The sequence below is a fragment of the Enterococcus sp. 3G1_DIV0629 genome (assembly GCF_002141285.1).
In the GTDB taxonomy this organism is placed as follows: Bacteria; Bacillota; Bacilli; order Lactobacillales; family Enterococcaceae; genus Enterococcus_B; species Enterococcus_B lactis.
The window spans coordinates 427,448-441,918 of the sequence record NZ_NGLI01000002.1; the positions used below are offsets into that span (position 1 = coordinate 427,448).

The 14,471-nt window shown below is 39.4% G+C and carries 11 protein-coding genes; 1 reads left to right on the forward strand and 10 read right to left on the reverse strand.

The annotated features are described in order from the left end of the window. Positions 1-161: 161 nt before the first annotated feature. Entirely contained in the window at positions 162-683 is a 522-nt protein-coding gene (locus A5816_RS10875) for an HdeD family acid-resistance protein (protein ID WP_002309892.1), read from the reverse strand. A gap of 249 nt (positions 684-932) precedes the next feature. Between A5816_RS10875 and A5816_RS10880 the strand changes: the two genes are divergently transcribed. Then, positions 933-2,555 carry an ABC-F family ATP-binding cassette domain-containing protein gene (locus tag A5816_RS10880; RefSeq protein WP_002309893.1) on the forward strand — a complete coding sequence of 541 codons (1,623 nt, stop codon included), beginning with the start codon at positions 933-935 and terminating at the stop codon, positions 2,553-2,555. Between the two features lie 128 nt (positions 2,556-2,683). On the opposite strand, the gene A5816_RS10885 is transcribed toward A5816_RS10880, so the two are convergent. From A5816_RS10885 to gyrA, 9 genes are all read right to left on the reverse strand, one after another. After that, the gene (locus tag A5816_RS10885; RefSeq protein WP_002316532.1) at positions 2,684-3,547 is read right to left on the reverse strand and encodes a DegV family protein; all 864 of its coding nucleotides are present in this window, start codon (positions 3,545-3,547) and stop codon (positions 2,684-2,686) included. 783 nt (positions 3,548-4,330) lie between these two features. Beyond that, positions 4,331-5,623 (reverse strand): adenylosuccinate synthase, encoded by a 1,293-nt coding sequence (locus A5816_RS10890; RefSeq protein WP_002288375.1) that lies wholly within the window; start codon positions 5,621-5,623, stop codon positions 4,331-4,333. A gap of 291 nt (positions 5,624-5,914) precedes the next feature. Next, a complete protein-coding gene (gene dnaB, locus A5816_RS10895) occupies positions 5,915-7,282 on the reverse strand; it encodes a replicative DNA helicase (RefSeq protein WP_002288373.1) in 1,368 nt (455 codons plus the stop codon). A 274-nt stretch (positions 7,283-7,556) separates the two neighbouring features. After that, positions 7,557-8,009, reverse strand: a complete 453-nt coding sequence (gene rplI, locus A5816_RS10900) for a 50S ribosomal protein L9 (RefSeq protein ID WP_002288372.1) — start codon at positions 8,007-8,009, stop codon at positions 7,557-7,559. A gap of 5 nt (positions 8,010-8,014) precedes the next feature. Beyond that, complete coding sequence (locus tag A5816_RS10905) at positions 8,015-9,988, reverse strand: DHH family phosphoesterase (RefSeq protein ID WP_086311324.1); 1,974 nt, start codon at positions 9,986-9,988, stop codon at positions 8,015-8,017. Positions 9,989-10,130: 142 nt separating this feature from the next. After that, positions 10,131-10,367: a 30S ribosomal protein S18 gene (gene rpsR / locus A5816_RS10910; protein ID WP_002288370.1), complete on the reverse strand. Its 237-nt coding sequence runs from the start codon at positions 10,365-10,367 to the stop codon at positions 10,131-10,133. A 25-nt stretch (positions 10,368-10,392) separates the two neighbouring features. Next, positions 10,393-10,905, reverse strand: coding sequence for a single-stranded DNA-binding protein (gene ssb / locus A5816_RS10915; RefSeq protein WP_002288368.1), 513 nt, complete (start codon positions 10,903-10,905; stop codon positions 10,393-10,395). Positions 10,906-10,955: 50 nt separating this feature from the next. Next, positions 10,956-11,255, reverse strand: a complete 300-nt coding sequence (gene rpsF, locus A5816_RS10920) for a 30S ribosomal protein S6 (protein ID WP_002288366.1) — start codon at positions 11,253-11,255, stop codon at positions 10,956-10,958. A 733-nt stretch (positions 11,256-11,988) separates the two neighbouring features. Continuing rightward, entirely contained in the window at positions 11,989-14,460 is a 2,472-nt protein-coding gene (gene gyrA / locus A5816_RS10930) for a DNA gyrase subunit A (protein ID WP_002309898.1), read from the reverse strand. Between the last annotated feature and the right edge of the window lie 11 nt (positions 14,461-14,471).

Consider the following 14,471-nt stretch of genomic DNA (forward strand, 5'->3'; position numbering starts at 1 on the left):
AAGATAAAATTTGTGCATATTGCTTTTCACATTTTTGCATAAATTTGTCTCGACACCTAAAGATTACCTCGTGCATATTTGTCCATGATAAAAAAGCCAGCTACCAATTGCAACAGTCAAACTGTTACCGGAAGCTGGCTTTTTTATTTGTTTGATTTCACTTATCTAAACGCATAGACGATATGTGTGATGCCGAATAACATAAAATAGAACCCAACTAAAAAGCTTAATGTCAACGCAGAAGAAATTGGATTAAACAATAAGAAAATTCCTAATAAAATTCCTAAAATATTGACGATGATCGTAAACCAATAATATCCTTCACTTACTCCTCTTGCCAAGTCAGCAGTAAATAACGCTAAAACTGAATCAGCAATAAACCATACTGCAAAAACAAAAGGCAATGCTGCGACTCCTGCACCAATATTGAATAAGAAAAAGACGCCAACTAGAATATCGATGATCCCGATTATTAAGGGCATCTTTCCTTTATATCCTGTTAGCTCTTTTAATCTGTTACGTACAAACAGTTCAAATATCCCTTTAATAAAGGCAAAAATCGCAAAGACTACTACAATTGCAACTAAATTTCCGACAGGGTCTTGAAATGATAACAATGAGACAAGTACAAATAAAATTCCCAAAATCAATGAGCCCCAGTCAATGGTTCTTTTTTCATCCATTTTCAATCCTTCTTTCATTTCTTTTACAATTTTATAGTACTCCCTCTTATAAATAACGTCAAAAATTATGCTGTTGCAAACTAAAAAATCCGATAGCATCTATTTCTACGCCTCTTTTATGTTTATTTTCTTCATTCTGTTTCACGTGAAACACAAAGAATGTTCGATTGCCTTGAATCTTTTACCTTTCCCCTATATAATTCTATAAGACTTGTCAAAAACTAATAATGATAAAAGTGAGGAAAAAAATTGATTACTGTAAATGATGTGAGTTTGCACTTTTCAGACCGCAAACTATTTGATGATGTGAATATTAAATTTACCCCCGGAAACTGCTATGGCTTGATTGGTGCAAATGGTGCAGGTAAATCAACGTTCCTTAAAGTGTTATCAGGGGATCTGCAGCCTTCCACAGGTTCCGTTACTATGGGACCAGATGAACGGATGGCCGTATTGAAACAGAACCATTACGACTATGAAGACTATACTGTACTTGAAACAGTCATCATGGGACACAAGCGTCTGTATGAAGTGATGAAAGAAAAAGATGCGATTTACATGAAAGAAGATTTCACTGACGAAGATGGTATTCGAGCAGCTGAATTAGAAGGAGAATTTGCTGAGCTTAATGGATGGGAAGCAGAACCAGAAGCAGCTGTTTTACTGCAGGGTCTGAACATCCCTGAAGAATTGCACCATCAGCAAATGAGTGAATTGACTGGCGGACAAAAGGTAAAAGTGTTGTTAGCACAAACACTATTTGGTAAACCTGATGTTCTTTTACTAGACGAACCAACAAACGGTCTGGATATCCAATCGATCAATTGGTTGGAAGAATTTTTGATCAATTTTGAAAATACTGTGATTGTTGTCTCCCATGACCGTCACTTTTTGAACAAAGTATGTACACATATGGCAGATCTGGATTTTGGTAAAATCAAACTTTATGTAGGAAATTATGATTTTTGGTTGGAATCTAGTCAATTAGCGGCTAAACTCCAAGCGAATGCAAATGCCAAAAAAGAAGAACAAATCAAAGAGCTCCAAGAATTCATTGCTCGCTTTAGTGCGAATGCATCAAAATCAAAACAAGCAACTTCACGTAAAAAAATGCTTGAAAAAATTACTTTGGACGATATCCAGCCTTCTTCTAGACGTTACCCATTCGTTGGATTCAAACCTGAACGTGAGATCGGAAACGACTTATTGCAGGTAGAAAATGTAAGTGTAACGATTGATGGAAAGAAAATCTTAGATGATATATCTTTTAATTTAAGTAAAGAAGACAAGGTTGCTTTTGTCGCAGAAAATGATATAACAACAACAACGCTATTCAAAGTTATAATGGGTGAAATTACACCAGATACTGGAACAGTACGTTGGGGAGTAACAACAAGTCATTCTTATTTACCAAAGGATACAACGAAAGAATTCGACACGGATCTAACGATTTTAGACTGGTTGCGCCAATATGCAAGCAAAGAAGAAGATGACAACACCTTCTTAAGAAGTTTCTTAGGAAGAATGCTGTTTTCTGGTGAAGAAGTATTGAAACCAGTGAATGTTTTATCTGGTGGAGAGAAAGTCCGTTGTATGCTCTCAAAAATGATGCTTTCGAAAGCTAACGTACTTGTATTAGACGATCCAACGAACCATTTAGACTTAGAATCAATCACCGCATTGAATGATGGCTTGATGGCATTTACTGGCTCGATCCTGTTTGCCTCTCATGACCACCAATTTATCCAAACATTGGCAAACCGTATCATTGCTGTTTCAGATAAAGGTGTGATTGATCGGGCAGATACGACATATGATGAATTCTTGGAAAACACAGATATTCAAAAACAATTGAACGAGTTATGGGCGTAATGGCCTATTTAGCTTAAAAAACAAAAAAACAGCGACCTCTAAGAGATAGGATGCTCATCTATCTTTTAAGAGTCGCTATTTTTGTTACATTCAAATCCTGGGCTTTTTTACAGAATGAGTTACTGCTTTTATCGACTGATTCCCATCGAAAAAATCGCGATACAGCCATAGCCTGTGTGACTGGCGATCGTTGGTCCTAAGGGATAAAGCTTCACATCTTTCATCTTTATCTGCTCTTCCAAAAGCCGTTTTGCCTTCTCCGCGCTCTCTAGATCCCCAGCGTAAGCCACATAAACGATTTGATCAAGTGGCGCAACGATTGTTTTTACTGTCTCATTGACGATTGTCTGGATCGACTTGTTCCTTCCGCGAACTTTGTCAACATTCGTCAGCCTTCCTTCTTTATCTACCGTAATAATAGGCTTTACACTCAATAGACTGCCCAGAGTAGCACTTGCTTTGGAAATCCTACCGCCTCGTTCTAGATACTTCAAATCGTCTACAGTTACCCATGAATGGACTTTCAAATAATTTTTTTCCAGCCACTCTAGGGTTTCTTCGATACTTTTCCCTTCTTTTTTCAATCTTGCAGCTTCCAATACTAAAAGCCCTTCCCCGATACTTGCAGCTTTTGTATCAAAAACATAGATCTCAGGATCTTCATATTCTTCCTTCAGTAATTCAACAGCTTGAAGCGCACTGCTGTAAGAGCCGCTTAATCCACTGGAAAAAGCCACATATAAGACAGGAATCTGTTTTTCCGCATAAGAACGGAAAAATTCTAAATATCGGCCAACATTGATTTGTGATGTCGTAGGCATCGCACCATTTTTCAGCTGATTCATGTAGCGGTCATAATTGAATGTCTTTCCGAGATCATCTACTAACTCTTGATCATTCAATTGGAGATTCATTGATAAAAAATCAATTTTTTCTTCTGCTAATACATGGTATGGCAGATCACAACAAGAATCTGTTACAATTTGATACACATTTTTCAACCCCTTCTCGTTACATTTTACCCTTATCGTCTATTATAGCAAATCTCTTGCGCTAGACACACTTTTACCGGTTTATTTTCGCAAGTTCTAATCAAAATAAGAGGTTGTGACAGAAGTGGTCAGCTTCAAGAAATAAGAAGGAATTTACGAAAATTGCTTCTCAAATTTTTGTGAAATTTCGGCTTATTTCCGTAGAAGCTACTTCTGGAACACCGTGTAGGAGGTTGTGAAAAAGCTGCTCTGCATCAAGCAGTAAGAACAATCAGATAAAAATAGCACTCCATATTTTTCATCTGATTGGGCTTAGTGCCGTAGATGCAAGCTTTTGAACACCGTTTAAGGAAGAGGTTGTAAAATCAGCGGTTTGCCCTGAGTATTAGAGAAACAAACGGAAAAATAGCTCCTCATATTTTGCCGTTTTTTGAGCTAATACCGAAGGTCAGCTGATTGAACACCGTTTACCAAGAGGTTGTGAGCCTGCCGGTTAACTCTGAGTCACAAGGAGCAATTTCAAAAAACAGCTTCTCATGTTTGTTGAATATTGTGACTTGTGACCGAGGAGTTGGCAGGAGAACACCGTTTATTCGAAAAAAGGAACTGTGACACGGTTTTTGTCACAGTCCCTTATTCTGAATAAACAGTGTTCAAGAGACAGCCTATCGGCAATAAGGCTAAACGTCTCTTTCACTACCTCTTCAAGTGGTTATTATCGTATAGATAAACACTTCGACTCGCTCTGGTAAGAACGTCCTGATTCAGTCGTCGTTTTTATCCTTAGATTTGCGCCCAGACGCTTTCTAAGATGTTTGTTTGTGTTCTATCAGGTCCGACAGAAAATGTTGAGATACGTACACCAACAAGCTCTGAGATACGACGTACATAGTTACGTGCGTTTTCTGGCAGTTCTGCAAGTGTTTTGCATCCTGTAATGTCTTCTGACCAGCCTGGCAATTCTTCATAGATTGGTTTGCAGCGGTTCAACTCTTTCAAGCTTGCTGGATAGTGGTAGATTAGTTCGCCATCTAATTCATAAGCCGTGCAAATTTTTACGGTTTCCAATCCACTTAATACATCGATTGAGTTTAAAGATAGGTTGGTAATACCTGAAACCCGTTTAGAATGGCGCATAACTACAGAATCAAACCAGCCGACACGACGAGGACGTCCAGTTGTCGTACCGTATTCTCGTCCTACTTCGCGGATTTGTTCACCTGTTTCATCAAATAGTTCAGTTGGAAATGGTCCATCACCGACACGTGAAGTATAGGCTTTGCAGACGCCGACGACTTTATTGATTTTTGAAGGTCCTACACCGCTTCCGATTGTAACACCACCGGCTACTGGATTAGAAGAAGTAACAAAAGGATAGGTTCCTTGGTCGATATCCAACATGACTCCTTGTGCCCCTTCAAACAACACGCGTTTACCTGCATCTAAGGCGTCATTCAAGATAACCGAAGTATCTGTGACGTATTGTTTGATTTGTTGACCATATTCATAATATTCTTCAAAAATATCGTCAAAATCAAGTGGTTCTGAATCGAACATTTTTACAAATTGACGGTTTTTGTCATCTAGATTCAAACGAAGACGTTCTTCAAAAATTTCTTTATCCAATAAGTCTGCGATACGGATACCTACACGAGCGGCTTTATCCATATAAGCTGGTCCGATTCCTTTGATCGTTGTACCGATTTTGTTTTCACCTTTCGCATCTTCTTGTAATTGGTCCAATTTGATATGATAAGGCAAGATTACGTGTGCGCGGTCAGAAATACGCAGATTACTTGTTTCTACACCTTTTTCATGTAAATAAGCTAATTCTTTGACCAATGATTTAGGATTGACTACGACGCCATTTCCAATCACACTGATTTTGTCTTTATAAAAAATCCCAGAAGGAATCAAATGCAGTTTATAAGTCACACCGTTGAATTTGATTGTGTGCCCTGCATTGTCGCCACCTTGGTACCGTGCAATCACTTCAGCATTTTCACTGAGAAAGTCTGTGATTTTTCCTTTCCCTTCATCGCCCCATTGCGTACCTACTACTACTACAGATGACATGTGAACACCTCGTTCTATATTATTTAATCCTGAACCATTGTATCAATAATAGATACATATTTCAAATAAAATCGAATGATTTTTATTTTTATTTTATAAAAACGCTTAAAAAACGAACTTTTATCGTTTTAGAATGATTGTTAAAAAAAAGGATAGGACATCATCCGTCCTATCCTTTTGGGAATTTTGTTTAATTAAGTACTCTAGTCACTCTTGCAGTTACTCGTCGCATCTTATACGAGTGCTCTTGGTCATTGCGCAAGGCTGAACGCTGCTTTCACAACCTCTTCTTTAAAATTCTTCTCTTGGCGAAAGCGACGAAAATTTATTGTATTCTTTGATAAACAGCAGTTCAACTGTTCCTCGCGCACCACTTCGGTTCTTCTCGATGATGACTTCGATGACGTTGTCATTTTTTGGCTCATTTCCATCATCGTCATCTCCGCCTTCTCTTTCATAATAATCATCCCGATACAAGAAGGCTACGATGTCCGCATCTTGTTCGATTGATCCGGATTCACGAATATCACTTAGTACTGGACGTTTGTCTTGTCGCTGTTCTACTCCACGAGACAACTGCGAAAGAGCAATGACAGGTACTTTCAGTTCTTTTGCCAGTTTTTTCAGTTGGCGGGAGATATCTGATACTTCTTGTTGACGGTTCTCTTTACCGTTACCTTCAATCAACTGCAAATAATCGATCAATATCAAGCCCAGGTTGCCTTTTTCTTGCGCTAGTTTCCGACATTTCGCGCGGATCTCAGAGATCTTGATCCCTGGTGTATCGTCGATGAAAATATTTGCTCGAGAAAGACTTCCCATCGCAACGATCAGATTCGACCATTCTTCTTCCGAAAGCTGACCTGTACGCAAATGGCTGGCTTCAATCGAACCTTCTGCACAAAGCATCCGATTTACAAGAGATTCCGCCCCCATTTCCAGACTGAATATCGCAACAGAACGATCTGTTTTGGTTCCTACATTTTGAGCAATATTCAATGCGAAAGCAGTTTTACCTACCGCCGGACGAGCAGCCAGAATGATTAGTTCTTCGGGCTGGAAACCTGCTGTCATTTTGTCCAGACCTTGATAGCCAGTTGGTAGGCCTGTGATTTCTTCATTATTTTGAGCTAGTCGATCGATATTTTCAATCGTTGAGTTCAGTACTTCAGCAATGGATAAAAAGCCGCTTCGATTTCTTTTTTCCGAAACCTCCAAGATACTGCGTTCTGCATCATCTAAGATCGTCTGAACTTCTTCTCCTTGCTCGAATCCTTTTGTAACGATCCCTGTTGCTGTCTGAATCAATGTACGCAATAATGATTTTTCTTCAACGATTTTCGCATAGTAGACGATATTTGCTGCTGTCGGAACTGCTAAAGCCAAATCTGATAGGTAACTTAAACCACCGGCATCTTCTAACAAATTTGCTTGTTCTAGCCGGTCTTTAACAGTAACAACGTCAATCGCTTCATTACGATCGTTCAACTCGATCATTGTCTCAAAAATAATTTGATGGCCGCGACGATAAAAGTCTTTTGGCTCTATGTACTCCATGGCATCAATGATCGTTTCTGCATCAAGAAAAACAGAGCCTAGAACCGCTTGTTCAGCTTCAATATTTTGCGGTGGGATTCGATCCTGCCACACTTCATTCATACGTATCGCTCCTTGTCTTCAATTGCTTCATTTTACAAGAAAATGATGGAAAAGTCATCATTCGCATCGAAAGTATCATAAAAAAATAGCTCTCTTTTATTATACTCGTTTTCTTCATGCTATTTTACTGTTCTCAAAAAAGAAACCGAAATCAATCTGAAATCGATATGCAGCTTGTGCTTTTGTTGTTGCAGCTGCTTTTCTCAGATAAATTTCGGTTTGTCTTTTCTCCTTCTGGTTATTCTTACCAGCTGAACATCACTATCAAGACTTGTTATTCTTGTACGACATGAACTTTGATCGTAGCCGTCACCTCATGATGCAACTTCACAGGTACGTTTGTGTAACCTAGTGAACGGATTGGGTTTTCTAGTTCGATTTTTCGTTTATCTAATTTGATTTTGTATTGTTTGTTTAGCCCTTCAGCAATTTGTTTTGAAGGAATCGATCCAAACAAACGGCTGTCTTCCCCTGCTTTTGCTTTTAACTCGACTACCGTATCTTCTTTTTCCAAGAATTCTTTTAATTTTTTAGCTTCTTCCAAGATTTCAGCTTCATGTTTTTCTTGGGCTTTCTTCTGTCCAGCTAACTGACTGATGCTACTTTTCGTTGCTTCTTTTGCCAAGTTATTTTTGATTAGATAATTTTGTGCATAACCTGCTGGAACTTCTTTGATGTCCCCTTTTTTACCTTTTCCTTTTACGTCTTGTAAAAAAATTACTTTCATTTGGATTACTCCTTATCATATATTTGATTCATATTTTCTTTGATTGCAGCAAAAAGCTTCTGTTTTGTTTCTTCAACTGTCGTATTTTCCAGTTGAGTAGCTGCATTTGTGAAGTGTCCTCCACCACCTAAGGATTCCATGATGATTTGGACATTGATCGTACCGGTACTTCTGGCACTGATTCCAATCAATCCATCTGTCCGCTTCGTAATGACGAAAGCTGCGTTGATATTGATCATCGAAAGCAGTGTATCTGCTGTTTTTGCCGCTATGACACTATTATACTCTTTTTCATCTGTTCCTGCCGCCACAACAATATCAGAATTCACATACTCGCTTCCAGCAATCAAATGACTGATTTCCAAGTATGTCGCTAAGTCCGAGCTCAATAAATATTGTACTAATGATGCGTCTGCTCCACAAGACCTTAAATAGCTGGCAACATCAAAAGTTCGTGCAGTTGTACGAACATTGAAACTATTCGTATCTACAACCATCCCTGCAAGTAATAGTGTAGCCTCAAAGCGATCTAAGCGATTCGTTTTGCTGCTTTGGTATTGGATCAGCTCAGAAACTAGCTCTGAAGCGGAAGAGGCTGAAGATTCGATATAAGTCAGCAAAGGCTTGCTTGGAAACTCTTCCCCTCGGCGGTGATGATCAATGATCACGATCTTATCAAATTGCTCATATAGGCTCTGAGAGACCGATAGAGAAGGTTTATGATAATCCACCATCACGAGGAGGTCTTCATCTTTTTTCAGCTCTATGGCGCGTTCTGGAGAGATCAATTGCATTTCTAATTCTGGATGTTTATGGATTTCTTCGAGACAACGTTCTACATCTGGAATGATTTCGTTCTCGTTGATAACGATATAAGCCTTTTTCTGGTTGAAGCGTGCAAGACAACTGACACCAAAAGCAGAGCCTAAAGCATCCATATCCGGAAATTTGTGTCCCATGATGAACACATCGCCTGTTTCATCAAAAATCCGGCGCAAAGCGGTACTCATCGCTCGAGAACGGACACGCGTGCGTTTGACATTCTTAGCTGATTTACCGCCATAATAAACAGGTTTCGCACCTTCTTTTACCTCTTTCACGACAACTTGGTCGCCTCCGCGAACTAGAGCAACATCTAAATTGTTCTGAGCTTCTCCACCGATTTCATCGAGGGATCTTGCGCCATAAGCAATCCCCATACTCAAGGTGATAGGCGAGCTCTGTTTTTCAGCTTCTGCTCGAAAGCGATCCAACAAATCAAATTTTTTATCCATCATCTTTTTCAAATCGATCATCTGCGCGACGAAGAAAAACCGTTCTGCGTTGATTCTTTTGAAAAAGACATGGTATTCATTCATCCAGTCAGAAACAAGTGTAGTGACGAAAGAGTTCAAATAAGAAATCTCTTTGTCATCCAATTTATCAATAGCATCTGCATAGTTATCAATAGATAAAATACCGATCACTGGCTGACTGTTCGCCTGATGAAGTTTCAATAACTGGTTTTGGGTGATATCATTAAAATAAACGACACCCTTTACTGTATCCATATCAAACTGAAATGTTTTATCTGCTAGATAGACTTGGTTTTTCTTTTTTTCTTTTGCAGTAAAAAAAGTATCTAACAATTCTTCCTCTGTTAATCCACTTTGATCTTTGACTTTCAATGCTAAAGGATTGAGCCATTCGATTTTTTGGCTTGATGGCTGATAAGCAATCACTCCTACAGGCATGACTTCTGAGACATAAGCCAGATTTGTTTCGGCTACGGTCGAAGCTTGCTGAATTTTTTCACGTTTATTTAAAGTAAGCCAGCGTTTCATTTTCAACCAATAGCGAACGCCCCATAAATTCATCAAAAGAATGACCGAAGCGCTAACAAAACGAAATGGTAAAATTAAGACTACCAATACTTCGATTAGTATAAACAGAATAAGGAAGAGAGGTTTTGGGGATAAATGATTGTTTTTATTTTCCATAATTTTCCTCCCATATATGACTAACTTGATTTTACCATAACTTTCGTCATTCAAGCGACTAAACGTATATCGGTTATTTTTACAGAAAAAAAAGAATTGAATAGCTGATCAAAAGGATCAGTCATTCAATTCCTCGGATTTATTAGTCTTCGCTAACGAAAGGTAGCAAGCCCATGATACGTGCGCGTTTGATTGCAACAGTAATTTTACGTTGGTTTTTAGCGCCTGTACCAGTTACACGACGTGGCAAGATTTTACCGCGTTCTGAAATAAATCTTTTTAGTAATTCAATATCTTTATAATCGATATATTCAATATGGTTAGCAGCAATGTAGTCTACTTTACGACGTTTACGTCCGCCTCTTCTTTGTTGTGCCATTCTATTTCCCTCCTATCAAATTCGTTTAGAATGGTAAATCATCATCTGAAATGTCGATCGTTGAACTTGATCCGAATGGGTCAGAAGTATCACGGTCGAAATCAGGCATACCGTTGGATGATTGAGATGTTTGATTAGAGTTATTGTTTCCGCCAAATCCGCCAGCTGATTGACCAGAACTTTGGAATCCGCCGCTTTGTTGGCGATTTTCAGATGCAGAACGACTTTCCAGCAATTGGAAGTTGTCAGCTACTACTTCTGTCACGTATACACGTTGTCCTTGCTGATTATCATAAGAACGAGTTTGGATACGTCCAGTAACACCTAAAAGTGTTCCTTTACGAGCATAGTTTGCTAAAGTTTCTGCTGATTTGCGCCAAATCACACAGTTGATAAAATCAGCCTCGCGATTGCCGCTTTGGTTTGTAAAATTACGATTCACAGCCAAAGTAAATGTTGCGACTGCCGTACCACTTGCTGTGTAACGCAAATCTGGATCTTTCGTCAGACGTCCAACTAATACAACATTATTAATCAAAATAGTCATCTCCTCTCATCGTTTTTCTATTGTTTCACATGAAACAACAATTAAGCTTCTTCTTTAACAATCATGTGACGAATGATGTCGTCGTTGATTTTAGCAAGACGGTCAAATTCATTGACAGCATTTGCTGATGATGGAGAAGATACTTTAACGATGTGATAGATACCTTCACGGTAACCGTTCATTTCATAAGCGAAACGGCGTTTTTCCCAATCTTTTGATTCGATAACTTCTGCTCCGTTATCTTTCAAGATTGCATCGAAACGTTCGATTAAAGCAGTTTTTGCTTCTTCATCAATGTTTGGACGAATAATGTACATGATTTCATATTTCGTGTTTTCCATTGATATTCACCTCCCTGTGGACTTTCGGCTCTTAGGTTCCTAAGAGCAAGGAGAGTTATCTAATTAATTAGACTACTCACAAGCTTTGATTATACACTCTATTTTGGTCAAAAGCAATACAGAATAAACAGTTTCAAATATTTTAAGAGAAATTCAATTAATCAAAAAAGCGAGCAAGGGAACTGTGACAAAAGTCTTGTCGCAGTTCCCTTTTTTCGAATAAACGGTGTTCTCTTGCCAACTCCTCGGTCACAAGTCACAATATTCAACAAACATGAGAAGCTGTTTTTTGAAATTGCTCCTTGTGACTCAGAGTGAAACGGCAGGCTCACAACCTCTTGGTAAACGGTGTTCAATCAGCTGACCTTCGGTATTAGCTCAAAAAACGGCAAAATATGAGGAGCTATTTTTCCGTTTGTTTCTCTAATACTCAGGACAAACCGCTGATTTTACAACCTCTTCCTTAAACGGTGTTCAAAAGCTTGCATCTACGGCACTAAGCCCAATCAGATGAAAAATATGGAGTGCTATTTTTATCTGATTGTTCTTACTGCTTGATGCAGAGCAGCTTTTTCACAACCTCCTACACGGTGTTCCAGAAGTAACTTCTTCGGAAATAAGCCGAAATTTCACAAAAATTTGAAAAGCAATTTTCGTAAATTCCTTCTTATTTCTTGAAGTTGCCCACTTCGGTCACAACCTCTTTGCTAACTTAAACACTTCATCTTTATGATTATTCTTCTGTTGCTTGCTCTTCAACTGTTTGTTCTACCGCTTCTGGCTCGACTGCTGCCATTGTGACGACTTTCGTGTCAGCTTCCATCTTCATCAAACGTACACCCAATGTTGAACGTCCAGTTTGAGAAACAGTCGATACGTTGAAACGGATAATCACACCTTTATCTGTAATCAGCATGATGTCTTCATCTCCAGAAACAGTGGTCAATCCGGCTAGTGGACCATTTTTTTCAGTGATATTCGCCGTTTTGATTCCTTTACCTCCACGGCCTTTCACTGGATATTCCGATACTTTGGTCCGTTTTCCGTAACCTTTTTCTGTAATCACTAGTACTTCTTGGTCTTCCTTCATCAGGGCTGCCCCAACGACGTAATCTTCCTCACGCAGGCGTATCCCTCTGACACCGGAAGCTGTACGTCCCATATCGCGGACTGCTTCTTCTTTGAAGGTCACAGAGTAGCCGTTATGTGTGCCAATGATGATATTTGACTGTCCATCTGTCAATAGAACATTGACTAATTCGTCATCTTCTTTCAAACCAATTGCAATCAGACCATTGCTTCGGATGTTAGCGAAAGCAGTGACAGACGTACGTTTAACTGTACCTTGACGCGTCGTAAAGAAGAGATAGTGGCCTTCTTCTGCTTCTCCCGTCACCGCAATAATTGCTTGGATGCTTTCACTCGAGTCGATACCCAGCAAATTGATGATTGGGATTCCTTTGGCTGTACGTCCGTATTCTGGAATTTCGTATCCTTTTGCCCGATACACTTTTCCGTTATTCGTAAAGAATAACAATGTATCATGGGTAGAACAAGAAACTAGATTCTTGACGAAGTCGTCATTGTGGATACCCATTCCTTGGACACCACGCCCGCCTCTTCGTTGAGCTCTGAATTCATTATTTGCCAAACGTTTGATATAACCATTGTTTGTCAATGTAATAACGATTTCTTCTTCTTCGATCAAATCTTCATCTTCTAGACTTAAGACCTCACCGACTAGTAATTCTGTGCGTCGTTTATCACCAAATCGTTGATTCAAGTCTGCTAATTCATTCTTGATGATTTCTGTGACACGTTCGGGTCTTGCCAGAATGTCAGTCAAATCTTCAATCAGTTTCAATAGTTCTTGATATTCATTTTCGATTTTTTCCCGTTCCAAACCGGTCAATCGACGCAAACGCATATCTAAGATAGCTTGAGATTGGCGATCGGATAAATCGAACCGTTCGATCATTGTTGCTTTTGCTTCGTCATCTGATTTAGACCCGCGGATAATCGCAATGATTTCATCGATATGATCCAAAGCAATACGCAAACCTTCTAAGATGTGTGCTCTTGCTTCTGCTTTTTCTTTTTCAAAGACCGTCCGTCGTGTGATGACTTCGCGTTGATGTTCGATATAGTTTTCAAGGATTTGTTTCAAACTTAAAACTTTCGGCACGCCTTTTTCGATTGCCAACATATTGAATCCAAATGAATTCTGCAAGGATGTCAATTTGTATAAGTTATTCAAAATAACTGATGCGCTAGCGTCACGACGAATGTCAATGACAATTCGCATGCCTTCACGGGAAGATTCATCCCGCAAATCCGTGATTCCTTCGATACGCTTGTCTCTGTGCAACTCAGAAATCCGTTCAATCAATTTTGCTTTATTGACCATATAAGGTAATTCCGTCACGAGGATCCGTTCTTTGCCATTTGGCATCTCAGTGATCTCAACTTTTGCACGTACGGTAATAGAACCTTTACCTGTTTCATACGCTCTTCGGATTCCTGATTTTCCCATGACTAAACCACCTGTTGGAAAATCTGGTCCAGGTAATACTTCCATCAATTCATTGGTCGTCACATCAGGATTATCCATCAGCAAATCGATAGCCGCTACTACCTCAGACAAATTATGAGGCGGGATATTCGTTGCCATACCAACGGCGATCCCCGTCGTTCCGTTCACCAAAAGATTAGGGAAGCGAGCAGGTAATACAACGGGTTCTTTTTCTGTGTCATCATAGTTGCTTTGGAAATCAACAGTATTCTTATTGATATCACGCAGCATTTCTGTAGCGATTTTACTCATCCGTGCTTCGGTATAACGCATAGCAGCGGCACCGTCACCGTCAACAGAACCAAAGTTTCCATGACCATCCACTAGCATATAACGGTAGCTAAATGGCTGCGCCATCCGTACCATTGACTCATAGATTGCACTATCCCCATGAGGATGGTATTTACCCATGACATCTCCGACGATTCTGGCAGATTTTTTATGGGCTTTATCCGGTGTCACACCTAATTCGTTCATGCCGTATAAAATACGGCGATGAACGGGTTTCAGACCATCTCTGACATCAGGCAGTGCACGTGCGACAATAACACTCATCGCATAATCGATGAAGGAGTCTTTCATTTCGCTGGTTAGATTGACATCATGGATGTTTTCTCTGATTTCTTCACTCATTCTTTTTCCTC